This is a genomic window from Paenibacillus tundrae (assembly GCF_036884255.1).
Lineage (GTDB): Bacteria > Bacillota > Bacilli > Paenibacillales > Paenibacillaceae > Paenibacillus.
Map to the genome: position 1 here is coordinate 5,345,269 of NZ_CP145605.1, position 22,794 is coordinate 5,368,062.

The 22,794-nt window shown below is 43.6% G+C and carries 27 protein-coding genes and 1 other annotated feature; of the genes, 9 read left to right on the forward strand and 18 right to left on the reverse strand.

Features of this window, described 5'->3' with window-relative positions:
- Positions 1–34: 34 nt before the first annotated feature.
- Positions 35–256, reverse strand: coding sequence for an alpha/beta-type small acid-soluble spore protein (locus tag V6W81_RS23960; protein ID WP_056702318.1), 222 nt, complete (start codon positions 254–256; stop codon positions 35–37).
- Between the two features lie 118 nt (positions 257–374).
- Here V6W81_RS23960 and V6W81_RS23965 point away from each other — a divergent pair, with 118 nt between their 5' ends.
- Positions 375–572: a hypothetical protein gene (locus tag V6W81_RS23965; protein WP_056702317.1), complete on the forward strand. Its 198-nt coding sequence runs from the start codon at positions 375–377 to the stop codon at positions 570–572.
- Positions 573–691: 119 nt separating this feature from the next.
- On the opposite strand, the gene trpS is transcribed toward V6W81_RS23965, so the two are convergent.
- Positions 692–1,684 (reverse strand): tryptophan--tRNA ligase, encoded by a 993-nt coding sequence (gene trpS / locus V6W81_RS23970; RefSeq protein WP_145053657.1) that lies wholly within the window; start codon positions 1,682–1,684, stop codon positions 692–694.
- Between the two features lie 90 nt (positions 1,685–1,774).
- Positions 1,775–2,052, reverse strand: a binding site (T-box leader).
- Positions 2,053–2,343: 291 nt separating this feature from the next.
- Between trpS and V6W81_RS23975 the strand changes: the two genes are divergently transcribed.
- Both V6W81_RS23975 and V6W81_RS23980 read left to right on the forward strand, forming a co-directional pair.
- Complete coding sequence (locus tag V6W81_RS23975) at positions 2,344–3,318, forward strand: aldose 1-epimerase (protein ID WP_145053655.1); 975 nt, start codon at positions 2,344–2,346, stop codon at positions 3,316–3,318.
- Positions 3,319–3,533: 215 nt separating this feature from the next.
- Positions 3,534–3,767 (forward strand): alpha/beta-type small acid-soluble spore protein, encoded by a 234-nt coding sequence (locus V6W81_RS23980; RefSeq protein WP_024634588.1) that lies wholly within the window; start codon positions 3,534–3,536, stop codon positions 3,765–3,767.
- Positions 3,768–3,843: 76 nt separating this feature from the next.
- Here the strand turns inward: V6W81_RS23980 and V6W81_RS23985 are convergent, their stop codons facing one another.
- Positions 3,844–4,257 (reverse strand): O-methyltransferase, encoded by a 414-nt coding sequence (locus V6W81_RS23985; RefSeq protein WP_145053653.1) that lies wholly within the window; start codon positions 4,255–4,257, stop codon positions 3,844–3,846.
- A 365-nt stretch (positions 4,258–4,622) separates the two neighbouring features.
- Positions 4,623–6,422 carry a M3 family oligoendopeptidase gene (locus V6W81_RS23990; protein WP_338540600.1) on the reverse strand — a complete coding sequence of 600 codons (1,800 nt, stop codon included), beginning with the start codon at positions 6,420–6,422 and terminating at the stop codon, positions 4,623–4,625.
- A gap of 178 nt (positions 6,423–6,600) precedes the next feature.
- Here V6W81_RS23990 and V6W81_RS23995 point away from each other — a divergent pair, with 178 nt between their 5' ends.
- Together V6W81_RS23995 and V6W81_RS24000 are read left to right on the forward strand one after the other, a co-directional pair.
- Entirely contained in the window at positions 6,601–6,783 is a 183-nt protein-coding gene (locus V6W81_RS23995; RefSeq protein ID WP_145053649.1) for a YycC family protein, read from the forward strand.
- Entirely contained in the window at positions 6,780–7,013 is a 234-nt protein-coding gene (locus V6W81_RS24000) for a hypothetical protein (RefSeq protein ID WP_056702306.1), read from the forward strand. The genes V6W81_RS23995 and V6W81_RS24000 overlap by 4 nt, the downstream gene beginning before the upstream one ends.
- A 23-nt stretch (positions 7,014–7,036) precedes the next feature.
- Here V6W81_RS24000 and V6W81_RS24005 read toward each other — a convergent pair whose 3' ends face one another.
- From V6W81_RS24005 to V6W81_RS24015, 3 genes are all read right to left on the reverse strand, one after another.
- Positions 7,037–7,768 carry a DUF2225 domain-containing protein gene (locus tag V6W81_RS24005; RefSeq protein WP_307217740.1) on the reverse strand — a complete coding sequence of 244 codons (732 nt, stop codon included), beginning with the start codon at positions 7,766–7,768 and terminating at the stop codon, positions 7,037–7,039.
- Positions 7,769–7,804: 36 nt separating this feature from the next.
- Positions 7,805–8,182, reverse strand: coding sequence for a globin (locus V6W81_RS24010; protein WP_128103471.1), 378 nt, complete (start codon positions 8,180–8,182; stop codon positions 7,805–7,807).
- A gap of 264 nt (positions 8,183–8,446) precedes the next feature.
- Positions 8,447–8,611: a hypothetical protein gene (locus tag V6W81_RS24015; protein ID WP_338540601.1), complete on the reverse strand. Its 165-nt coding sequence runs from the start codon at positions 8,609–8,611 to the stop codon at positions 8,447–8,449.
- 155 nt (positions 8,612–8,766) lie between these two features.
- Here V6W81_RS24015 and ylbJ point away from each other — a divergent pair, with 155 nt between their 5' ends.
- Complete coding sequence (gene ylbJ / locus V6W81_RS24020) at positions 8,767–10,041, forward strand: sporulation integral membrane protein YlbJ (protein WP_338540602.1); 1,275 nt, start codon at positions 8,767–8,769, stop codon at positions 10,039–10,041.
- Positions 10,042–10,145: 104 nt separating this feature from the next.
- Positions 10,146–10,949 carry an NAD kinase gene (locus V6W81_RS24025; RefSeq protein WP_056702297.1) on the forward strand — a complete coding sequence of 268 codons (804 nt, stop codon included), beginning with the start codon at positions 10,146–10,148 and terminating at the stop codon, positions 10,947–10,949.
- Between the two features lie 64 nt (positions 10,950–11,013).
- Here the strand turns inward: V6W81_RS24025 and V6W81_RS24030 are convergent, their stop codons facing one another.
- Both V6W81_RS24030 and lipA read right to left on the reverse strand, forming a co-directional pair.
- The gene (locus V6W81_RS24030) at positions 11,014–11,460 is read right to left on the reverse strand and encodes a YutD family protein (RefSeq protein WP_338540603.1); all 447 of its coding nucleotides are present in this window, start codon (positions 11,458–11,460) and stop codon (positions 11,014–11,016) included.
- Positions 11,461–11,470: 10 nt separating this feature from the next.
- Positions 11,471–12,370: a lipoyl synthase gene (gene lipA, locus V6W81_RS24035; RefSeq protein ID WP_056702296.1), complete on the reverse strand. Its 900-nt coding sequence runs from the start codon at positions 12,368–12,370 to the stop codon at positions 11,471–11,473.
- 215 nt (positions 12,371–12,585) lie between these two features.
- Here lipA and V6W81_RS24040 point away from each other — a divergent pair, with 215 nt between their 5' ends.
- Positions 12,586–13,662, forward strand: coding sequence for a M23 family metallopeptidase (locus V6W81_RS24040; RefSeq protein ID WP_338540604.1), 1,077 nt, complete (start codon positions 12,586–12,588; stop codon positions 13,660–13,662).
- A 170-nt stretch (positions 13,663–13,832) separates the two neighbouring features.
- On the opposite strand, the gene yunB is transcribed toward V6W81_RS24040, so the two are convergent.
- The 3 genes from yunB to zwf all read right to left on the reverse strand — a co-directional run bounded on the left by yunB (position 13,833) and on the right by zwf (position 17,708).
- The gene (gene yunB, locus V6W81_RS24045) at positions 13,833–14,726 is read right to left on the reverse strand and encodes a sporulation protein YunB (protein WP_338540605.1); all 894 of its coding nucleotides are present in this window, start codon (positions 14,724–14,726) and stop codon (positions 13,833–13,835) included.
- A gap of 244 nt (positions 14,727–14,970) precedes the next feature.
- Positions 14,971–15,864, reverse strand: a complete 894-nt coding sequence (gene gnd / locus V6W81_RS24050; RefSeq protein ID WP_056702290.1) for a phosphogluconate dehydrogenase (NAD(+)-dependent, decarboxylating) — start codon at positions 15,862–15,864, stop codon at positions 14,971–14,973.
- 389 nt (positions 15,865–16,253) lie between these two features.
- Complete coding sequence (gene zwf / locus V6W81_RS24055) at positions 16,254–17,708, reverse strand: glucose-6-phosphate dehydrogenase (RefSeq protein ID WP_338540606.1); 1,455 nt, start codon at positions 17,706–17,708, stop codon at positions 16,254–16,256.
- Between the two features lie 414 nt (positions 17,709–18,122).
- Here zwf and V6W81_RS24060 point away from each other — a divergent pair, with 414 nt between their 5' ends.
- Positions 18,123–18,443 carry a winged helix-turn-helix transcriptional regulator gene (locus V6W81_RS24060; RefSeq protein WP_056702287.1) on the forward strand — a complete coding sequence of 107 codons (321 nt, stop codon included), beginning with the start codon at positions 18,123–18,125 and terminating at the stop codon, positions 18,441–18,443.
- 216 nt (positions 18,444–18,659) lie between these two features.
- Here the strand turns inward: V6W81_RS24060 and V6W81_RS24065 are convergent, their stop codons facing one another.
- The 6 genes from V6W81_RS24065 to V6W81_RS24090 form a co-directional block, all read right to left on the reverse strand.
- On the reverse strand, positions 18,660–19,475 hold the full coding sequence (locus V6W81_RS24065; RefSeq protein ID WP_338540607.1) for a hypothetical protein: 816 nt from the start codon (positions 19,473–19,475) through the stop codon (positions 18,660–18,662).
- A 1-nt stretch (position 19,476) separates the two neighbouring features.
- On the reverse strand, positions 19,477–19,776 hold the full coding sequence (locus tag V6W81_RS24070; protein WP_338540608.1) for a hypothetical protein: 300 nt from the start codon (positions 19,774–19,776) through the stop codon (positions 19,477–19,479).
- A 49-nt stretch (positions 19,777–19,825) separates the two neighbouring features.
- Entirely contained in the window at positions 19,826–20,107 is a 282-nt protein-coding gene (locus V6W81_RS24075) for a DUF7660 family protein (RefSeq protein WP_338540609.1), read from the reverse strand.
- Between the two features lie 348 nt (positions 20,108–20,455).
- A complete protein-coding gene (locus V6W81_RS24080; protein ID WP_338540610.1) occupies positions 20,456–21,199 on the reverse strand; it encodes a DUF3600 domain-containing protein in 744 nt (247 codons plus the stop codon).
- Positions 21,196–21,777 (reverse strand): sigma-70 family RNA polymerase sigma factor, encoded by a 582-nt coding sequence (locus V6W81_RS24085; RefSeq protein WP_307217716.1) that lies wholly within the window; start codon positions 21,775–21,777, stop codon positions 21,196–21,198. Before V6W81_RS24085 ends, V6W81_RS24080 begins: the two co-directional genes overlap by 4 nt.
- Positions 21,778–22,019: 242 nt before the next feature.
- Positions 22,020–22,433 (reverse strand): hypothetical protein, encoded by a 414-nt coding sequence (locus V6W81_RS24090; protein ID WP_338540611.1) that lies wholly within the window; start codon positions 22,431–22,433, stop codon positions 22,020–22,022.
- Positions 22,434–22,794 lie beyond the last annotated feature (361 nt).

Here is a 22,794-nt window from a genome sequence, read left to right on the forward strand (position 1 = left end):
GGCTTTCTGGTTGTTGCTGTTTGGTTATGATGAATTATTTGCCAGACCCAGCCAGAGACTGCTCAGCGATTTGTACCAGACGTTTGGTAATATATCCACCCAGAGATCCTGTCTCACGGGAAGTGTAGTTACCATAGTAACCGTCTTGTGGAATAGTTACACCCAGTTCCTGTGCAGCTTCCATTTTCAATTGTTGCAATGCTGCAGTTGCTTGAGGTACCACCAAGTTGTTAGAAGAACGAGATCCTTGAGCCATATTTTAAATCTCCTTTCAATCTGTGTCTGTAATGTAATGCAAGCTTGCAAGATTATTATGTCTCGCACGCTTCAGGTTATACGGAGATTCATTAAATTTATGATGGAGGTTTTTTCCAATGAGCAAAGGTCTATCCTTATGGTTTGCATTCTCTTCCATTGTTTTGTTAACGGTTACAGCAATTTCGATGTCTTACTCTGGCTGGTTGGCTGCATTAGGATTTATTTTGTCCATGGGTAACATCGGTTGGGGCTTTGTCATCCGTGCCAAAAAGGAGCGTCGCGAACTCCACGCGTCAACAGGTTCAGCTTCTTAATTCGTGTTATGGAAGCAACGCTTATACTCTATCCAAACAATAAAAGAGGAGCCTATGGCTCCTCTTTTTGCTCTATCTAAAACTCATTGCTCTATATAGCGGAACTCAAATATAACTTACTACCGTGCACGTCTTGGTACAAAGCCCATACGTTCTTTAACATCATTAAGTGTTTTGGAAGCCACTTCTTCTGCACGACGAGCGGAAGCATCGAGAATATCAGCCAATTCGCCTGATTCACGGATCTCATGATACCGTTGTTGCAACGGCTCAATGACGGAAACGACAGCCTCTGCCAATCCCTTTTTGAATGGACCATACATCTGGCCCTCATACTGATCAGCAACCTGTTGAAGAGTCATGCCTGCACATTCCGCGTAGATACTCATGAGATTGCTCACTTCCGGTTTGTTAGCCGGATCGTACACGACTTCACGTCCTGAATCTGTTGTGGCACGACTGATTTTCTTGCGAATTTCTGCCGGCGTGTCGAGCAACGCAATATAGCTGCCTGCATTCGGATTACTTTTACTCATTTTGGAGGAAGCATCATCCAATGACATCACACGCGCACCCACTTGCGGAATGTACGGATCTGGAATTGTGAAATACTCCCCATAACGGTGATTGAAGCGACCCGCGAGATCACGCGTGAGCTCCAAATGCTGCTTCTGATCCTCACCTACGGGAACGAGATCAGCATTGTATAATAGAATGTCAGCCGCCATCAGAGATGGATATACAAACAGCCCTGCCCCAACGGAATCCTTTCCTGAAGACTTGTCTTTGAACTGAGTCATACGCTCAAGCTCACCCATAGAAGTGAGTGTTGTCATTAACCATCCCAACTCAGCGTGCTGAGGCACATGGGACTGCAAAAATACGTTGGACTTGGTCGGATCGATGCCAGCTGCAATAAACAGGGCAGCTACCGCCTCGGATTGCTCACGAAGTGCAGCAGGTTCCTGAGCTACAGTGACGGCATGAAGATCCACCACCATGAAGTGACATTGATAATCATGCTGCAGCTTCACAAAATTTTTGATCGCACCAATGTAGTTACCAAGCGTAAGTTTACCACTCGGCTGAATTCCAGATAATACAGTTTTCATAAAAAGTAACGCCTCCTCGAATTTAGCTTTGATCCAGTTAACTCTGGGTCAATCATGTATTCTCCGCGGACGCAAAAAGATCCCACGCCCGCAAGGGACGTGAGACCGTGGTGCCACCCTTATTCGTGTCCCTTGATAAGTAGATTCTCTGTACTTACGCACATCGATTCAACGACAAGAAACACCTTCATTGTTCCGTAACGTGGAATATACGTCAGAACCTACTGCGGGATAGAGCCAACATCAGCTACCCGGTTCAACTCCGCACTCAAGGGGCCATTCGGCAAAGAGTTCACACCGGTTCACATCACCCACCGGCTTTCTGAAGAGAGTGCCCTCCACTTACTTATCCCTATCATCGCTTTAAGCGTTTGTTTAAAAATCACTTCTTAAACAAGCATTTTCAAGTTATTCAACTCGTAAATAAAGCTATATCTGAATACCATCTTAATGCCATCCACACGGATTGTCAAAAATTAAGAATGAGCTTTTTTTACCCACCCCACTGAAATCTGTTATGATGGAATAGCTTAACCCTATTCCAAGCATTCACGTGGATTGCTTAAGGGATTGCTGGCATGTACACAATGACACGCCTGCAGCGGAAGATTAAAAAAGCCGTTTGCAGTCAGATTTCAAGTGGGAAAAGGAGCATCGATATGAAACAAGTGACCAAAGGCCAATGGAATGGTTACGACACGTATATCCTACATAGCCGTGAATTGGAGATTACCCTGCTACCGCGTCTTGGAAACAATATCATTTCTATTCGTGATCTCGTGCAGGGACGCGATGTCGTTCGCAGTCCAGAAGAAGATGATCTTGCATTTTATCTGCAGAAACCGTATCACTTCGGTGTTCCGCTTCTCATTCCACCTGGTCGAATTCATCGTGGACAATTCGAATATGAGGGCGTCCATTACCAGTTCGATCAGAACACAGCCAACGACAACCACATCCATGGTCTCCATCGCACACAATCCTGGTGTGTTAGTGACATTGAAGAGGATGAAGATGGTTGTGCCATCACTACGGAATTACTTACCGAGAACGAAGAGCACTGGATGGAGCAATTCCCCATTCCTCTTAAGCTAGAGATGACGTTTAGGCTGCAAAATGCTGTCCTGAGCCAACAGTTGCGCGTAACGAATTTGAGTTCAACTCCTGCTCCATTTGGAATGGGATATCATACATGGTTCCTCCTTGACGGCACACCTGCCGAATGGACACTTCAGCTGCCTGTTTCAGGTTTATATTCACAGAATGAAGAACAGTTGCCTACAGGTGAAATTGCTGAGCTAGGTGAATGGGCTGCCCTGAACGAAGGCATGAATATGCAAGGCCGAAATTGGGATACACTTCTCAAGGCTGACGAGCATAAACCGGCTATTGCTCAACTACGACGTCAGGATGGCTACCTGCTGAATTATTCAGCAGATGAACGATATTTCAAGCATTGGGTTCTCTATACAAAAGGCGAATCCGATCAATTCCTGTGCATTGAACCTTACACGTGGCTCTCCGATGCCCCGAATCTGTCTTTATCCGACCAGCAAACGGGATTGATTCGATTGGAACCACAGCAACCAGTAGAGCTGGTTACGCGGATTGAAGTTGTTCCTCCAGTAGAGTAACGTTATAAAGAACAACTCTATCATGCACCTCATGATGCTCACAGACGTACGTTCTTCATTTTACCTATACGCCAAAAAGCCGATCCTTATAGGATCGGCTCTTTGCTTATACCTTCCACATCATTAATCCCTAAAATTTCCCTTACGTCATATGATGTATATTTCTTCATTCTCTAACCATACTAACATCACCAACCCATAAGGAGGTGACACACATGTACGGAGGCCAAAACCAAGGTAATAGAAACAGCTCTAACAATCTGGTTGTTCCCCAAGCAACAGCAGCTTTGCAACAATTGAAAATTGAAGCGGCGCAAGAGCTGGGTGTAACCATTCCACAAGATGGATACTACGGTAACTACACTTCCCGTGAGACAGGATCTCTGGGAGGATACATTACTAAACGTCTGGTACAAATCGCTGAGCAGCAATTATCGGGTCGTTCTTAAGAACTCGAAAGCATGCTTACGTGGTAAAGCTAAAAGCGGCCTTCTTCGGAAGTGCCGCTTTTGGTTATGCTGGCGCTTAGGAAGTTGATTCCATTCCTGAATCCTTGTATGTATTTGTCCTAGGATAACGAATCATTAAGTTAGCCATATTGTAATTGGATTCCATCGTTGCATCTACCAATATCATGCCTTGTCTTACTGTAAAGTCATATGAAATTTCTCCATGCGTCCAATTCTTCTTGAATTTCAACGTCTCTAATGCCATAACCCGGAAAGAAGACCGCTGAGCTTCATTTAATCCCTCATTCTCCACTTCTAATTGTCCATTCCGCCCAGATATCGGATTATGTCGAATTCCGAATTTCCCAATTACGTTATTGCGTATTTGCACAAAAACAACACCTGAATCCAACCCTGCCAACTCATTATCAAGCTCTTTGAACACCAGATCTAACTGTCGTGCTAATGAAAGCTGGTCAATTTTTACCATACTGCTCCTCCTTTATGCACTTCATCCCTTCATAACAAGGACTTACGACTCATTATATGACAATATATATGGTCATTCAACAATAACAAACAAACTTGGGTATTTATTACTATGGTTTGCACAATTAATTGCCATTTGCGCGATTAAAACTGAGTTTTTTCTCTGTATTGCGACAAAATAATCGCATCTGTTGTAGTCAACAAAAAAGACTGCCACCCAAATAACGTGCATCGGGCTGGCAGTCTTGTATGATATACAAATGACATTTGTAACTCGGTGAAAATTAAAACGTCACCTAAAGTAGGTGTAGAGACATTGCTTGATTAAAGCCTACTTTTGGGACAACCTCTATATATGCTATATGCTTATTCGTGATCCTTTGTCATTTCAAGGAACTTTTCAATGTCAGCAATAACTAGATCGGCGGCATTTTGCCAGAACTCAGGCTTAGTTAGGTCAGTCCCCAGATGTTTATCTGCCAATTGCTCTACGGTCATTCGCCCCGTATCTCTCAGCAAGTCGTCATATTTATCTGCAAAGGCTGTTCCCTCTTGCTGTGCTCTAGCATAGATTCCTGCACTGAACATATAACCGAATGTGTACGGGAAGTTATAGAATGGTACACCTGTCAGATAGAAATGCAGCTTCGATGCCCAGAAATGCGGATGATCCGATGCTAACACACCACAGAATGCTTCTTGTTGAGCATCCACCATTAATTTGGATAGTTCATCAGCACTAACGAGTCCCTTTTTACGTTGCTCATAGAAACGATTCTCAAATAAGAAGCGAGCGTGGATATTCATAAAGAATGCTACACTTCGTTGAATTTTATCTTCCAACAAAGCCAACTTCTCTTGTTCATCCGTCGCCGCTTGAACAAGTGCATCCGCAACGATCAATTCTGCAAAAGTAGATGCCGTCTCCGCTACATTCATTGCATAGCGCTGATTCAGCGCAGGCAACTCTTCCATAATGTGTTGATGATACCCATGTCCTAACTCATGAGCAAGTGTCGAAACATTGGATGGAGTCCCAGAGAATGTCATGAAGATTCGAGTTGCTTTGCTCAGTGGCAGAGATGTACAGAATCCACCTGGACGCTTACCAGGACGGTCTTCCGCTTCGATCCAACGCTTTTCAAACGCCATCTCAGCAAATTTGGAAAGCTTGGGACTGAACTTCGCGAACTGTTCAACAATATTAATCGCAGCTTCATCATAAGTCACTTTGCCACCCGATTTTCCAACAGGAGCATCGACGTCACTCCAACTCAGCTTGTCTACGCCAAGAAGCTTCGCTTTGCGCTCTAGGTAACGAACTAATGAAGGTTTGGCTCCGTTAATAACATCCCACATCGTATCCAGTGTCTGACGCGACATCCGGTTAATCGCCAAAGGCTCCTTGAGGATATCATCCCAGCCACGCTTCTCATATAACTTAAGACGGAAGCCAGCAAGATGATTCAGCGTATCCGCACAAAAATCCTCGACGTCAGTCCAAGCCTCTTCCCACTGTGCGAAAACCTTTTCGCGTACAGTGCGATCACTATCACTAAGCTTGTTGGAAGCCTGCCCTGCTGATAGCATGACTGTTTCTCCATTTTGCTCAAATGGAATGTTAATTTTTCCTACGATTGTATTATAGAATTTGCCCCAGCCATGGTAACCATCAACCCCTAAATCAAGAGCAAGACCCTCTAGTTCAGGTGACAGCTTCTCACGAGCTTGTGTACGACTTTCGTTCAGTACAAAAGATAGTGGCTGAATGTCATCCCGAGCCATCCATGCTTCCCATACGTGGTCTTCCGTTTCACTAAGTTTATTATCAAACTGGGATTTACTGCTGCTCAGCATAGCTCCAAGGGAACTAATTGCACCTTGAAGCTGTGTAGCCTTCTTGTCCTTCTGATTCTGTGAAGAGAGACAAGATACAAAGGCCGATCCTTCGGAAGTCCGAATATAGCAGCTCTGCAACAATTCCAGAATCGGATCAAATGTTTTGGTTTCCTCCAGATTGCTTGGTACTGGTGTTTCTTTCAGTAGTTGCTGAAGGTTGCGAACATCCTGCTCAAGCTCAACTAGATATGCAGCAAATGACTCGGAGGAAGAACCTCCACTAAAGATGGACTCCAGATCCCATACGGGATGTAATGGTGTTTTCATTTAATTAGGCACCTCTCTCTACAGATTGAATAACCAATGATGCGATGAACCCTTTGCATGCTTTGATTCCATTTTCCATTCAACACAAATGTAATTACCTGAATAAAGACTGGTTTTATGAAGACTGTATCTCTATACTAGAGGAATAGTTTAAGCTATTCTTTAGGAGGTAAATGTGATGAAACCTTTACAAGTATCGGCTGATACAGCCGTTAAATTAGCGGAATCCCTTGGTGTGCCACTGGAACACCTGATGCATATGCCCCAGCATATCCTGATGCAGAAAATTGCCGAATTAGCCAAAGCTGAAGCGTCCAAGCCAACTGCATCGGAAGAACCCTCGGAAGGCGAGCAGGAATGATTCCTTTTGAGAACAGTTGGCCTTACGACATTGTGATGGGAGACATCTATGTACAGCAATGCCCGTTCTGCCATGCAAGCAATGTGCTGCTGCCCCTGAAACCGAAAGAGCTTGTACGCATCCGTGAAGGCAAGAAGAAATTGCTGGTCTTTCCTTGTTGTAACGGTAGTATGACGGTGATTGATAACGATAGTGACTACCTGCTGTCCAGCCGTCCAATTCGTAATTAATTGGATTCCAAGACGAATGGTGCTTAGATGGGGCTACGCTTGGTAGCCCCTTTTTCGGCTTCAACCATCTCTTCAGGTAGCTCCATTTTGCCAGATATCATCTGTTCCCGCAGTAATGCCCATTGCTCTCGCGAAGCACGAATCATGGCCGCATCTGTAATACGTTTGTCCTGAATGACTCTTCCAAACCATTTGACCGCCTCATGGAAGCGACCTATCCTACGATTCAATTCCCCCAGCAAATAGAGCAAGCGGGCTTCATTTCCACCTGTGCCTTCCCGCTCAAAGACCCTCACATACGAGTCTAGACTAAACTCCAGGAAACGACGTTCCTGCTCATGATCCTCACGGTAGCGGTATAACCAGGCAATATGATGAAGTAAACCTGCAACGACACGATCCTTTTCTTGGATCACTTGCGCGCACAACAGTCCAAGCTTGTACGTTGCAAGTGCCTGATCGATCGTCCGTGCCCCGCTATAATCACGTTTCTCCCAACGGTTGCCGATCTGATTCTTGAAATTTTGCCGCTGTGTATCACTTAAACGTTCCGTTGAATTCTCTGTAGAAGCAAATCCACATTCAGGACAGATACGTACAACGTAAAAGTCAGGGTTCTCTAGTTTGTAATAAGCGCAGAAGTCGGAATCGGTTCGGTAAGGTCTCTTCAAACTTGGTCTTACCCGTGAAGTTTCAAACTCATTTTCACAATAGTGACACGTTATTTTCACCTTATACAGCGGTTCTAGTTCCACTCATTCCATCCCTCTCCCGTAAGCTTGTAATCGGAACTAAGGCGTGTTCACAAAGTGATGAGCCGGTCCCGATAATCGCTGCAGGATAAACGAATGCAACGGTTCTTCAACACCGATCTGTGTCAACGCTTGATTCATACATGAGAGCCATGCTTCAGCTCGTTCAACCGTCACTTCGAAATGCATATGGCGGGCACGCATCATCGGATGACCATATGCCTCAGAGAACAAGGCAGGACCACCGAAAAATTGAGATAAAAACATGTACTGTTTATCCATCACTGGCTGAATATCTTCAGGAAACAAAGGTGCTAACTGTTCATTTTGCATAACAATCGGGTAAAAGGCTTCTACCAGAGCTCGTACACCTTGTTCCCCGCCGAGATTTTCATAAATACTTAGCGTAGGTTTCATTGATTTGCCCCCACATTAGTTGTGTCGAATTTTGGCATATATTACACTCCTATGCTTAATTGTGAACTAAAATTAAAGACCAGGTTACATACACCCTAATCCTCATTCTATCAAAAAAAAACCAAAAGTCCTATCTAACATCACACAAGATATGGATTATTATATAACAATTTTGCGTATGACAGCATGATATGGACGTACTTACGACTAGATAAAAACAACAAAAAAAGCGCCAAACCTAAGGTTCAGCGCATCATTTATTCATTAATAGCTTCGCCAGTCCTCTTCTTCAGAGCGTATAAGCGACGCACGTATAACGTAGACAAAAGCACAGACTAGGACTCCGGTGACAAGACTCATAATCATCACTCCATCCGAATTGAATTCACCCGTTAGCAGATTGAGGTGACGTTCAGGCGTTTTTTTCATTTTAGCATACATCGTTTAAAAATACAGCCATTTTTGCAAGCGCTTTCTATCGCGAATAGGTACTCTGTTGTACTGTTTGTCCGCTTAAGCTCATATATTGATCGCACAAGCCCTTATTCTGCCGGAAAGCCATTTTGCTGAAAAGGAGAGGTATCATGTCTGCTCTTGGTAAGCTGCAAAAACTAACCCAGGTCATGTTTATACTTGCTCTCCTCGTCCTATGCCTGCTCATGATTCTATTTCCGGCGGAAACGTGGCAAGCGGGTGTGCGTGGTCTTGCCATCTGGTGGGACGTGTTGTTCCCCTCCCTTTTCCCTTTTTTAGTTTTATCTGAGCTGCTCATTGGGTTTGGGATTGTTCATTTTCTCGGTACGTTACTTAATCCACTTATGCGTCCACTTTTTCGTGTACCTGGGAGCGGTGGGTTCGTATTCGCTGTCAGTTGCGCATCCGGTTATCCTACAGGAGCTAAGTTAACTGCGCAGTTGTGGGAACAGAAGTTGGTTACCCGTGAGGAAGGAGAACGCCTCGTAGCTTTCACCACCTCATCTGATCCCATTTTCATGATTGGTGCCGTATCTGTCGGCTTCTTCCATAATGTTGCCATTGCGCCAGTGCTAGTTGCTTCACATTATGCTGCCGCATTTATCGTGGGACTACTGATGCGTTTCCATGGCAGAGGAACAGATCACTCCAATAAACATTCAATTAGCGAATCTAAAGTTTACCCTTCATCTCCAAATCACATACCTAAAAATAAATTGAAGCTAGCGATCGAGTCGATGCATCAGGCTCGTATGGCAGATGGGCGGGCATTTGGCGAATTGTTGCGCCAGGCCATTTCCTCGTCCCTTCGACTTATTATTATCGTTGGGGGCTTAGTTGTATTCTTCTCCGTCATCATGGAACTATTGGTACAAACAGGCTGGCTGGGTGTGTTATACCAATGGACGGAATTAGGTCTAGTTCATGCTGGGCTACCCCCTGCTCTGTCCCAGAGTCTTGTAGGCGGGTTATTTGAAGTGACTTTGGGAGCCAAAGAAGCCGGAGCCGCTGGAGCAAGTATCCCCCTGATATACAAGGCGGCAGCCGCAGCATTTGTATTGTCTTGGGGTGGGCTTTCTGTTCACGCACAGATTATGAGCATACTGAGCAACACCCCTATGAGGTATGGGACTTTCCTGTTGGCTAGAGTCATCCATGCACTCATCGCACCAATACTGGTGTTGTTACTGTGGGCACCCATGATGGGAACGATGGATTTGCCTGTGTTTGCTCCGAATATCCCTAATTTCAACCCTTTTATATATACCCAGTATTGGGGAACGATTGTTGTTACGGGTCTCGTTACTCTTGGGATTGTGACCCTTCTGCTGCTGGTATTCTCATTAATCATCTCTCTATTTTCAAACAGACATGTAAAAAGATAATCCGTTATGTCCATCTTTATGGGCAGGAATATGAATCCAACGTTGTGTTCTTCTCCGGAATTGATTATCATCGGTAGTATAATGACCACAAAGGAGCTTTCATCTTGAGATACTATGTTCAAGACCGCGGAGACCAGTTATCGATTGATCTCAGTCAGCAATTTCACGCGCTGGCCAAAGAGGAAGGATTCAAGCTGGATGCAGAATCACCCGAGATTGTTGTCTCTATCGGAGGCGATGGTACGATGCTGCAGGCATTTCATAACTTCATCGACCGGATCCCGGACATTGCTTTTGTTGGGGTTCACACAGGGCATCTCGGATTTTATGCCGACTGGAAGAAGGAAGAATTAAGAGAATTGGTAAGACTAATGAGCGGAAAAGGGGATTCGGAGCATCTTAAACCCCGCATTGTGCAGTATCCGTTACTGGAGCTGGAGATTCGTAAGAAGTCAGGCAATTCCTCTTATATTGCGTTAAATGAATTTACGTTAAAAGGGGTAGATGGTACCGTTGTTGCTCAGGTTGACATCAATGACGTTACTTTCGAAATGTTTCGTGGGGACGGCATCTGTGTCTCGACGCCATCTGGCAGTACAGCCTACAACAAGGCACTTGGTGGAGCTATGGTGCATCCTACAATTGATGCGATTCAGATCGCTGAGATTGCTTCCATCAACAATCGCGTGTATCGGACGCTGGGTTCACCGGTTATTTTGCCGAAGCACCATCACTGCGATATCTTCTCGCGGAAGGATCAACGTCTGTTGATGACGATTGATCACGTTAACGTTATGGTTGAGGATCTTATCTCTGTACGCTGCCAAGTATCTAGTCATAAAGTGAGCTTTGCGCGGTATCGTCCGTATCCGTTCTGGAATCGAGTGCGCACTGCCTTTCTGGACTAGCTGCACGACTTGCTATGCCAATGAGAGTTATCTTCTGATAACAAGCTACAAAAAAAGCGGCTCTCTAGGAGCCGCTTTTTGCTTTGGCTGGTGGCTGATCTTTGCTCTTTTGTAGAACAAAGTACGCACAACCAAAGTTGCAATATTCATTAATGTAGTCCACCATACTGGAGATCGTTGAGTCCTTCGTTGCTTTGGGATGATTGTCCCGGTAGAAGCCCTTCAAACGTAACTGACTGTAACCCCAGTCTCCGATAATATAATCGTATCGTTCTAGCACTTCGCTGTACCGATCACGGAAAACTTCCGCGTTCCATCCTTCTTTGTGGTTCTGTACGATTTCGTAATTTTTCCCACCGACTTGAACGATGATTTTTTCTTGGGGTTTGTCCTCAGGTTTGTCTTGAGATTGATCCTCAGGTTTGTCTTGAGATTGATCCTCAGGTTTATCCTGAAGCGACTCTTGAACCTCTTCTGTACTTCCTTCTTGCACTTCTATATCGTCCATCATGTATCCTCCATCATGCGTGTGTTGCCGCCTGTTCCGCATGTTTGGTAGCTGACTTCACCTGTTCATGCGCATGGTAGGAACTACGCACCATCGGTCCGGATTCCACGTGGCTGAATCCACGTTTCAAACCTTCCTGTTTCAGTGCTGCAAATTCCTCTGGCGGATAATACTTTTCAACAAACAGATGTTTCTCGGAAGGCTGCAAGTACTGACCAATCGTCATAATATCGCAATCTACCGCTCGAAGATCATCCATCGTTGACAGAATTTCATTATACTCCTCACCGACACCCAGCATAATACTTGATTTTGTCGGGATGTTCGGCTGCATTTCTTTGGCTCGAGCAAGCAGTTCCAGCGATCGTTTATACTTCGCCTTCGCACGCACTTTGTCTGACAACCGCTCAACCGTCTCGATGTTGTGGTTCAAAATATCCGGTTTGGCATCCATAACAATCTGCAACGACTCACGATCGCCCAAAAAGTCCGGAATAAGTACTTCAACACTGCAGAGTGGTAACCGTCTACGTACAGCCTTCACCGTCTCCGCAAAAATCGTTGCCCCGCCATCCTTCAAATCATCACGAGCTACGCTGGTAATGACACAGTGCTGCAGATTCATCTGTTCTGCCGCCTCTGCTACCCGTTCTGGTTCTTGCAAATCTAGTTCCGTTGGCAAGCCGGTATTGACCGCACAAAAACGGCATGCCCGTGTGCAAATATCGCCCAAAATCATAAAAGTTGCCGTTCGATTGGCCCAGCATTCATAAATGTTGGGACAGCGTGCTTCCTCACATACTGTATGCAGCGTTTTGGAACGCATCATCTCTTTCATTTCCTGATAATTATCGCCGGTAGTCAACTTGATCCGAATCCAATCTGGTTTCGGTTCTTTAACACGTTTAGCCAATGCGTAAACCTTCTTTCTACTGAAGTTAGGCTGTTGCTCGGAACATATTATACCATGAAAGCGTTGGAAAAACTCCCATTTGTCTCATCTTGTGCATCACAGCTCTTATATGCAAAATGCTTACATGGATAAAATCACGACTTTTGAAGAACCTAGGATATAGCTTATTCACTCGGCACTCGTGTTTATCATCTACGGAAAGGGGCTGCTTCCCTGTGCAAGATCGCTTCACAATGCGTTTCACCTATACTTTCTGGATCAAAACGATTCTCGCAGGCACCTTGCTTCTCCCACTCTTGCCTGTAGATGTCCATGGTAAACCCTCTGTAACCACATCACAAGTCCAGAACCAGGGTGCAGAACAAAAACCTGCTGAAATTTTCGCTGCACGCCGTCATCTATATGAAAGTATCGGGCAAATAACCGGGATACCCTGGTATAGATTAGCAGCGATTGATCAATATGAACGAACCATTACACGTGCACACCCGAAGGATCGCAAGCATCCCGAACGGCTGACAGGCATCTACATGACGTCTCCAGCATGGAGAGGCTGGTTAAACCCGGATGTGACGGATCAGCATCCGGCCTCCATCCTATTTTTCAACGGGTATGGACGAGATGGTTCAGGTGATGGCCTTGCAGATCCCAACAATGATCTGGATCTACTCTACAGTTTCGCTAGTGTCATTCAGAAGTATGGAAACCGTCAGGAGGACTTCAACATTGCTCTATGGGAGTACTATCACAACTCCAGATCGGTACAACGAATTCAACAATTTGCTAAGTTATATGAGCACTTCGACAATCTGGATCTATTTGGACATGCTTTCCCCGTCCCGTTAGGTAGCAATTATTCCTATCGAAGTACATGGGGAACCAAGCGAAGCTGGGGTGGTTATCGAATTCATGAAGGTACGGATATCTTCGCACCACATGGTCTTCCTGTCCGCAGCACTTGTTATGGCGTTGTAGAAATCAAAGGCTGGAATCCATTTGGTGGTTGGCGGATTGGTATTCGGGACTTGAATAATCACTATCACTATTACGCACATCTATCTGGCTTTGACAAAAACGCCCATATCGGTGAAGTTGTAACGCCAGGTCAAGTCGTTGGTTGGGTAGGCAGCTCCGGTTATGGGAAACCAGGAACTCAAGGCAAATTCCCTCCACATCTTCATTATGGTATTTATCGAGATAGTGGTCTGACGGAATGGTCGTTCGATCCCTATCCATCGTTATCTCATTGGGAGCGGGAAGAACGTAAACAGAAGAAAAACAAAAGCAAATAAACGTATGTTGAAGACACTGGATTGAATATTGTAATGTGTTCTTTCTTATTCCTCACCCACGTACCACGTTAGACATCAAATGTCTAAGGTCTAACGTCTAAGCATCAAACATCAAACCCAAAAGAGCCTTATGTTAAGGCTCCTTTGGGTTTTGTCTTTTATTTTAAAACTTAATGATTTCCATTTGTGTTGGGCTGCGTTCCATTGATCTCTGGCATCTCATGCTCTAGGTCAAACACGCCTCCTTGTGAGCCTTCAGATGGGGCCTGCTGTTGTGAAGGAGCTGAAGGGTTCGTGGATGGAAGACTACCCGGATTGGATGTCACCCCTCCTTCACTTGATACCCCTGAATGACCTGATGGGAGTGCGATAGCTGGAGCCTGGCTACCATTGCTGCCTACAGGTTTGCCTTGATTATCGTAGTAGTACATCGGTACATCGCCCACAACGAGCAGGTACGAGATCGGGATCTCCGTATCCACCGTCTCAGGCTCCATATCAAATGGCACCACCACAGCAACCTCTGCAATGATGTGAATGTAAACTTCGACCAAGATCATATTGATTCCGGCATTTTGCTGACGAGTGTTCAGGTCTACTTTTACCGCTCCCTGAGGTTCGATACGAACCGGGATATTGGGGCCAAAAGATGCCATCACAGGGCTGCCTAACGCTTGCCCAAGTGGTATTTTCTCTTTTAACATGTGCACATTCTGTAGAGTAGACTGCACGATGTTCATCGTGCTTGCGGTGATTCGCATATGCTCGTTGTAGTTCAGCATAAAACCAGACACTTTCCCGGCAGTATCCGTCTTCCAATCGATTAAGCCTTCCGTTGTCTTACCTTCTGCGACCTGTGCCGTAATCGCTTTGTTGATCGCCTCGGTGGCAATCTGCTTCACCCTAATTTTGGCTAGGTGCATTATAGGGGGCTTCATTTTCTTATCCACGTAGGCAAACCCCTGCATCAAACAAAAAGCAGTTACTAATAAAATGATCAACCACATTTTACGCTTGCCACTTGGCGGTTTACGGCGTCTCCGGCTTCGCCATCTTCTTCTCATCAATTTAGTGTCCCTCCCCTGCGGGATGAGCTATACGAGGTTGTTCTGACCCGACTAGGTATATGTTATCCTTATGCACTGTTGTCCCGAAAAAGAAGGACAGCACCTCTTATATGATAAGTTGGCAAACACACTCGTTTATAAACGACAAAAAAAGTGTACCCTCCCACTACATCTGTGGAAGAGTACACTTATTACTTATTACTTATTACTTATTAATTGTTACTGTGGCTAAATATATGAATTAGTTCTTCTCGACAGCGTGACCGCCAAACTCATTACGCAGTGCAGCTACCACTTTACCTGTGAACGTATCTGTCTCCAGGGAGCGATAACGCATCAACAAGGACAACGCAATAACAGGTGTAGCTGTTTGAAGGTCAAATGCTGTTTCAACTGTCCAACGTCCTTCACCAGAAGAGTGCATAACACCTTTGATTTCATCCAAGTTTGCATCTTTGGAGAATGCACGCTCTGTCAATTCCATCAACCAAGAACGAATAACGGAACCGTTGTTCCATACACGTGCAACTTGCTCGAAGTCGAAGTCAAAACCGCTTTTCTCCAATACGTCGAAGCCTTCACCGATAGAAGCCATCATACCGTACTCGATACCGTTGTGAACCATTTTGAGGAAGTGACCGCTGCCCGCTTTACCTGCATACAGGTAGCCGTTCTCAACAGAAGTATCTTTGAATGCTGGTTCAACCACTGCCCATGCTTCTGGGTCGCCACCGATCATGTAACATGCACCGTTACGCGCACCTTCCATACCACCGGAAGTACCTGCGTCCATGTAATGGATGCCTTGTGGTTTCAACTCTTCATAACGACGGATCGATTCTTTGTAGTGGGAGTTACCCGCTTCAATGATGATGTCGCCTTTAGAGAGAAGTGGGCTAATTTCAGCCAATACTGCATCTACTACGTTGTGGGGAACCATAATCCACAATACGCGTGGGGATTCAAGAGATGCAACCATTTCTGCATAAGAAGATACGCCTTGTGCGCCGTATTCTGACATTTCTTTCACAGCTTCAGTGTTCAAGTCGAAAGCTACGACTTCATGTTTGTGATCAATCAAGTTTCTTCCAAGGTTCAATCCCATTTTACCTAATCCAACGAGTCCGAGTTTCATAATAAATCCTCCTGTAATGTGAACTATGTTTAAATTTTATTTTTGCTCAGATAAGAAAATAAGTACCAACACGGACCAAGTAGCCGTTCCGGTGTCGAATCGTTCTTACGATCGCTCTTATCCCCAGATTTTTTTAATCTCCTTTTACAAGAAGAAAATCCGGGGATAAAGGCGCACGCTTTCGCTTCTCCAGAATCGATCTCGACTCCTCCACTACTTTTCCCCGTCTCATCCAACCCATTTTCAAACCGAACGCCATCTATATTCAAAAATTTCCACAGCCTTCGAGGTAAAGATAAGCGGAAGGTCTTACGCAAAATTGGAATGGTACAGTTGGAACTTTGAAGCCGTTGCCTCTTATCAAAATTGAAATCGTAATGTTAAATTGCTTACCACCAACGGAATCCATTCTCTGTTGTCAGGCGGTCTGCTGATTCAGGACCATGTGAACCTGCTGCATACGTATCCAGTGGCACACTACCTTCTTGGAAGGCTTCTTGAATTGGTTGAACCCATTTCCATGCCAACTCAACTTCATTCCAGTGTGCGAAGAAAGTGGAGTCTCCACGCATTGCGTCGAAGATCAGATTCTCATAAGCTTCAGGCACATTGCGTTTGCCTGAGCTGAACGTCATACTCATGGGTTCCACTTCACCATGGTTCAATGGATTCTTCGCATTTAGTTGAAGCGAGATGCTTTCTCCTGGTCCAATTTCAATGGTTAACAGGTTCGGCTCCATCGTATTCTCGGATTCATGCCCTGTTTTCAGTGGAGCTTTGAATTCAACGACAATTCGGGTGGATTTCTCAGCCATACGCTTACCTGTACGGATATAGAAAGGAACCTCACTCCAGAATGGATCATCAACCCATAACCTTGCGGCTACATAAGTTTCATTCTGAGAACCAGCTGGAATACCAGGCTCGTCCAGATAACCAACAACAGAAGAACCTTGCAGGTCGCCTGCTGCATATTGAGCACGAACAACTTCAGTAACGATATTCTCTTTCGTTAGTGGACGAAGAGACTCAGCAATTTTACGTTTCTTGAATTGAATTTCTTCCGGTGTACAACGCTTTGGCAAATGTAAGCCGATCATCATCAGCAACTGAAGCATGTGGTTTTGGAACATGTCACGAAGTGCACCACTTTGGTCATAATAGGCAGCACGCTCTTCAACACCAACAGTCTCACTTGCTGTAATTTGTACATTGGCAATATAGCGGTTAGACCACAAAGCCTGAATTACTGGATTCGCATAAGTTAACGTCTCCATATTCTGAACCATCGGTTTACCAAGGAAGTGGTCAATGCGATAGATTTCTTCTTCTGCAAAGGTATTGCTAAGCTTCTCATTTAATTCACGTGCGGATTGCAGATCATGTCCAAAAGGTTTTTCGATGATCAGTTTCTTCCAGCCTTTCGTGTTACCGAGTCCACTTTCTTGGATATTCAGTGCGATCGGCTCGAAGAATTCTGGTGCTACCGACATGTAGAACATGCGATTCTCAGGAATACTAAGTTCTTGCTCACGCTGTTGAACCAACTCAAGCAGTTTGGTGTAATCTTCAAGCTTCGTATTGTTTAGAGAACAATAGCGGAAAGCCCCAATGAAATCACGTACCTGGGATGCTTCCTCCGGAGTTTGACGTGAAAATTCATGCAATGACTTTTCGACATTCGCCTGAAAGTCTGCATCTGACAATTCACGCCGACCCAGACCGATAACGGAAAAGGATTTCGGCATTTTTTGATCCATGTACAAATTATATAATGCAGGGTAAATCTTGCGTTTTGCTAAATCGCCTGTTGCCCCAAACAGGACAAATGTCATTGCATCCATTGGAGTGCCTCCTGTGCTCTGTGCAGTATAGTATATGATGTTGCAAAATGTTCAAATCCAAGCATGACAAAAGACGGAATAAGTGGGCATGCTACCCGCCTTGCCTCCGTTTACATATCCGGCCTGAATTTAACATGGAACATTCCTTCTCTCCACAACTCGTTTGTAGGTTATAAATTGTAACCATTTGAATTAACGTTACCCATATTACACCTGTCGTCACAATTCGTCAATAATCATGTCGAACCTGTGAACACCAGTGTTTACAGGGTTTTTCTTTGATGATAACGCTTTATGTGGTAACATTAATAACAATTGGCATGTGACCTTTTATACATAAAGCAACTAGACACCCAGGTTACAATAAGTATACTAATGCTATAATAAGCATAACCAAACTAAAGGAGTACAATTATGAGCGAGGATAAGAATGCCAAGCAAATGTGCGAAAAAGTGGAACAGTCTTATCAGATCATTGGCCGCAAATGGGTAGCCCTCATTATTCATGCGTTGATGGAAGAACCCAAACGTTTCAGTGAAATTCACGCTTATATCCCTGACTTGAGCAAACGTGTGTTGAATGAACGAATGAAGGAACTTGAGGAAGAAGGACTAGTGGTTCGTCATGTGGTTACAGAACGTCCGGTTCGGACAGAATATATGTTGTCCCGCAAAGGGACAGAGCTCGGGAGGGCATTAAGTGCCGTGGAACGATGGGCTGATAAGTGGCTTTAAGATGGAGCTAAGCTAGTAGCTGTATTAATATTAGGTTGAAATTCAATTTATATTTTGTGGAAATTTCATTGTTATATTATGTGGATTATAGTGAAATTCTAATGTTGGTGCTTAACACTATATGACCAGGAGCGAGCTCGAATCGGCAAGGTTCATTCGTCGTCGTTTGGCATTTTGCTCCTGACTCTTGTTGCAAAAATAATACAATTACACCATTCACTTTGGTAATGTAAAAATAACCTCCAATGGATCTTTGCCTGCAAAAAATGCATCGTACAATTGCTTCACTTCAGGTGAATCCAAATCCTTCTCTTGCGAGTTAATCAACTCTTCCAATGTTTCCAGAACGCTTATTTCTCTTGCTGACAGCACCTTTGATTTCAGCAAGAGGTCTTTTTGATTAGGAAGCAATCCTCTAGGCCAGCAATCCGCATAAACGCCATGGTAAGTATCATACAAGAACGTAATTTGGCTTATGCCAGCATATTTTCGAACCTGCGGATGCACCAATAACAGAAATTGTGCAATGATCCCAGAACGCCATCTTATACTTGAAATTTCTTTGGCCTCTGTGAGTATTTTTGATTCCTTACCTAGCGACCCGGTCACATCATCCAGTTCAAATCGGGAAAGAATTGTGATGGTCTTTTCTTTATCCACATGTTTTATTAATTGAATCACGATCTCTTGTTTACGCACCCCAGCATGAACAAATCCATTTAAACAAGATATAATATCGTCTAAATTAGTAGCATGATCACGTATACATCGGATGTATTCATTGAAAAGTTCATCAGAATATCTAACACTGTTCTCATCCCAATAATACGATTGAACTATCGTCTCAATTAATGAAGCTCGGTCATATTTATCATCAATTCGTGGTAGAAGTTCTGTCATATATTCCACAAAATCATCACCACAATATTCTAGAATCGGCGGGATGTATTTTATTTTCTCCAGTAAAACAAAGAATGTCAGATACTCTATCGTATCTTTATTTTTGGTTAGATATTTAAGTGCTTCATTCATGTCAATACAGCTCCAATTGTTCTAGCTGTTTCAATGCAATGTGCTGATAAGGCTCGCACAGTCTAGTTATTTTTTGAATCAATGCAGGATTCTCTAACTGTTTTTCGTCTGCATAAACTTCTTTCCATATGTCATAGAAACTCACACCATAATGTATAGAGGATGTGTTCGCTGGGTCATCTTCATGACTTAATTTGTCGATGAGATCACGTAGACTTAATCTATTTTCAATAAATTGAAAGTAATGATAACCAGGAAGCAGTTCGATTTCTTCCTCAACAATCAGTTTAGAACTGTCCATCCCATGTTCCTCCCTCTTTCTCTCTAACCTTGGTTCTCCACCATAATATCTACTCGTATCGACTTCCTGTATATAGGACCATTGCAACAAGCTTCCAATCTAAATGTTCTAAATTGGCTCTCTCTGATTCTGGGTACAGCCCATCCATATCCTCAATCCATGATGCCATTCCGTTTAAATAATCCTCCAATGAAATGTTCGCCCAATCATCCGCATTGTTCTTCAGATCATCTACTAAAGAGGAAATAAATCGAACCATATCTTCTCGATTTTCAATCTTCTCCAGATTCTCATAGATATTAGACATATCATTTGCTTCTGGACTACTCATACTGATCACCACCACTTTCTGATCGCTATGTATTGTGTCTAGACGCTTTGTTAGGTTTAAGCTTCTAACGTGATTTACAGTTAATTATATGTATATCTCGTTTACTTTACAGTGTAATAAGTCTATAGGGTTTATTGGGAAAAGCAAAGTAAAATAGAAACTTCACCCCAACAGAAAAACTGGAGCAGTAGGCGTAACCAGCCCCCAGCTCCAGTCGGTGTGTATATAACTGCTTACTTCTTCGTTCATCTCACTTAATAACAACCCAACGCCAGCAAGTGGTAAGCATAAACAAATTGATTTCAAACCCATCTCTTATTCTATTTCTCACGCTGCCCTCTTCTCTTCCTATCGCACACTATAACCGATCTGATCTAAATACGAATAAAATTGCTTACGCACTTGATCCAAATCCTGCTTCTGTTCTGCTGATAATCGTTCCTCATGAATGCTACCATTCTCGTCCACAACAATGGCTTCATACTTCTCCATGTTCTCGAACAAGACTTGAAATTCAATAAACTCTTCCTTCGAAAGCATCTCCTCGGCAGCCTTGTATGTTTCCGTACGGAATTGTTGACGGTCCATCAATTCCTTCTCTTCACTCGCACCTTCTAACCGTTCGAAGAATGGCTCCAAACTTGCCGCCAGTTGATTGTACTTCTCCTGATCCACTGTGCTCCATTGCTCCGGATGCAAGTCTCCTTGTGGATCAGCGTGTGTTAGAGCCATCTGGCCCAACTGTTTCAGTAGACTCATATACTGCGTGAACTCATCATCACTAAAATACGCCTTGGCTTTCTGGAGCTTCGCTTCCAAACGATTATAATCGGCCGCTGTACCTCCCAACACGGTTATGTTTTGTTCAGAACCATAGATATCATCTGCAAGATAGGTGTAGCCTGCATAAGCACCTGTAGGGATAATTAGAACCGCTGCGATTACGGCTGCGACTATCCATTTATGTGGACGCCTGTTTCCCATGGACATACTTCGGATAGTTTTGAGCATATTCTCTTTCCCTTCTTGTGGGTTAGACCAATGTCTTGTCTCCTGGCGATAGGCCGAACGTAATTCATCCTCCAGTTTCATGCCAATCCTCCACCCTTCCTATTTTCAAATGAATAGATCATACTTTTCTTCTGGCGTAACTTAGTCAGTGCAGCATGAATTCGAGATTTAACCGTACCGAGCGGAATATCTAGAATCCAGGCAATTTCTTCTTGGGTGTATTCGTTTAAATAGTGCAGGGTAACCACTTGCTGCAATTTGTATGGCAACCGACGTACTTGTTCTAGCAGAGGCTGATGTGCCAATTTACTGATTAGATCAACAGAGAAATCAATCTCCATGCCAGTGTCTGATTTCTCTATCCGTTGATTAAACCGAAATTGGGTCAGCCTCCGTCGCCGATAATTTTTCACCTGACGCATCGTTATACCCATAAGCCACGGACGAAAAGCACGCTCCGCATCATATCGGTCCAATGACCGATACGCCTGAATATAAATATCCTGCACCAAATCTTCCGTATCAGAGACATGATTAATCAGAAACCGGACAGTCCGGTACACATCTGTTACCGTTCTTTCATACAACTCTCCATAGGCTTCATCATCACCAGCTCGTGTTAACGCTACAAGTTCTATGTATTCGTGTTCCTCTCTCATCAGCCAGCCCCTCTCCTCTATTCACTATATATTGGCATAACGAGCCCATATCGTTCGATTTATTTTAGAATTCATATTCATGTTGCTTCGTTAGCAATGGCAATGAGACATAGGAAAAAGCCTACCCTGTAACAGCAAAGATGGATTACCCCACCATTTGTGTTGGATAAGCTTGCATTTTTTTGTTATACATTAGAATGAAATATACGGATTGTTTTGTAGCTTACTTAACTTAATCCCTTCTAGTTTCCTTTTGATTTTTCCTCAAGATAATCTTCGTACTCATAAAATGCTTCTTCACTATTTGCCAGTAAACATATGACAGTATAAGATATTATGCCTGTCCATTTTTTTATTAACTGTTTTTGTTCCTCCGTCATTACGGTTTCTAACATGCCACCTTTTTCAACCCACATGTTAGAATAGTGCTGCATTCCCCATACATCAGAAATTAAATCATGATTAAGCTCTTTATTTTTAAAATCTGAAGTTAAGACTTTTAAACATTCCATTATTTCTATAAAATTTTCATCTGACAACCTTCCAATAAATGGTCTTAGCATTCCTAAAAATCCACTTTTCCATTTTTCGTTATAAATATCCGAATTACGCCCAGAATGATAACTCAATAACTCTAGAGCTTCTTTTTTAGTCATAATTATTCAATCTCCTATCCATCCTATTATTAAATTTATTTTTTCAATAAGCTATAATGGCTTTTAGCGGAATATTTCATTTAATTAAGGCTTCTTGATCAGCCAATAAATAAGAATGTTCTACCTAAATCAACTTTTCACCTCCCATCAGCTTAAAACAGGATACATAAAATTGTAGAGTGACGAACCTCTTTCGGACGCTGAGAGATGGGTAATCAACATAATCCGTCTAATGAAACGGCTACTCACTATATACAATATCACCACGTACATATCCCTGAAGGACACCCGTACCTTGACCCTAGTTATATTCCATGTTACGTTTTCTATATTAAATTATTGAGCTTTTAAAGGGGGATCC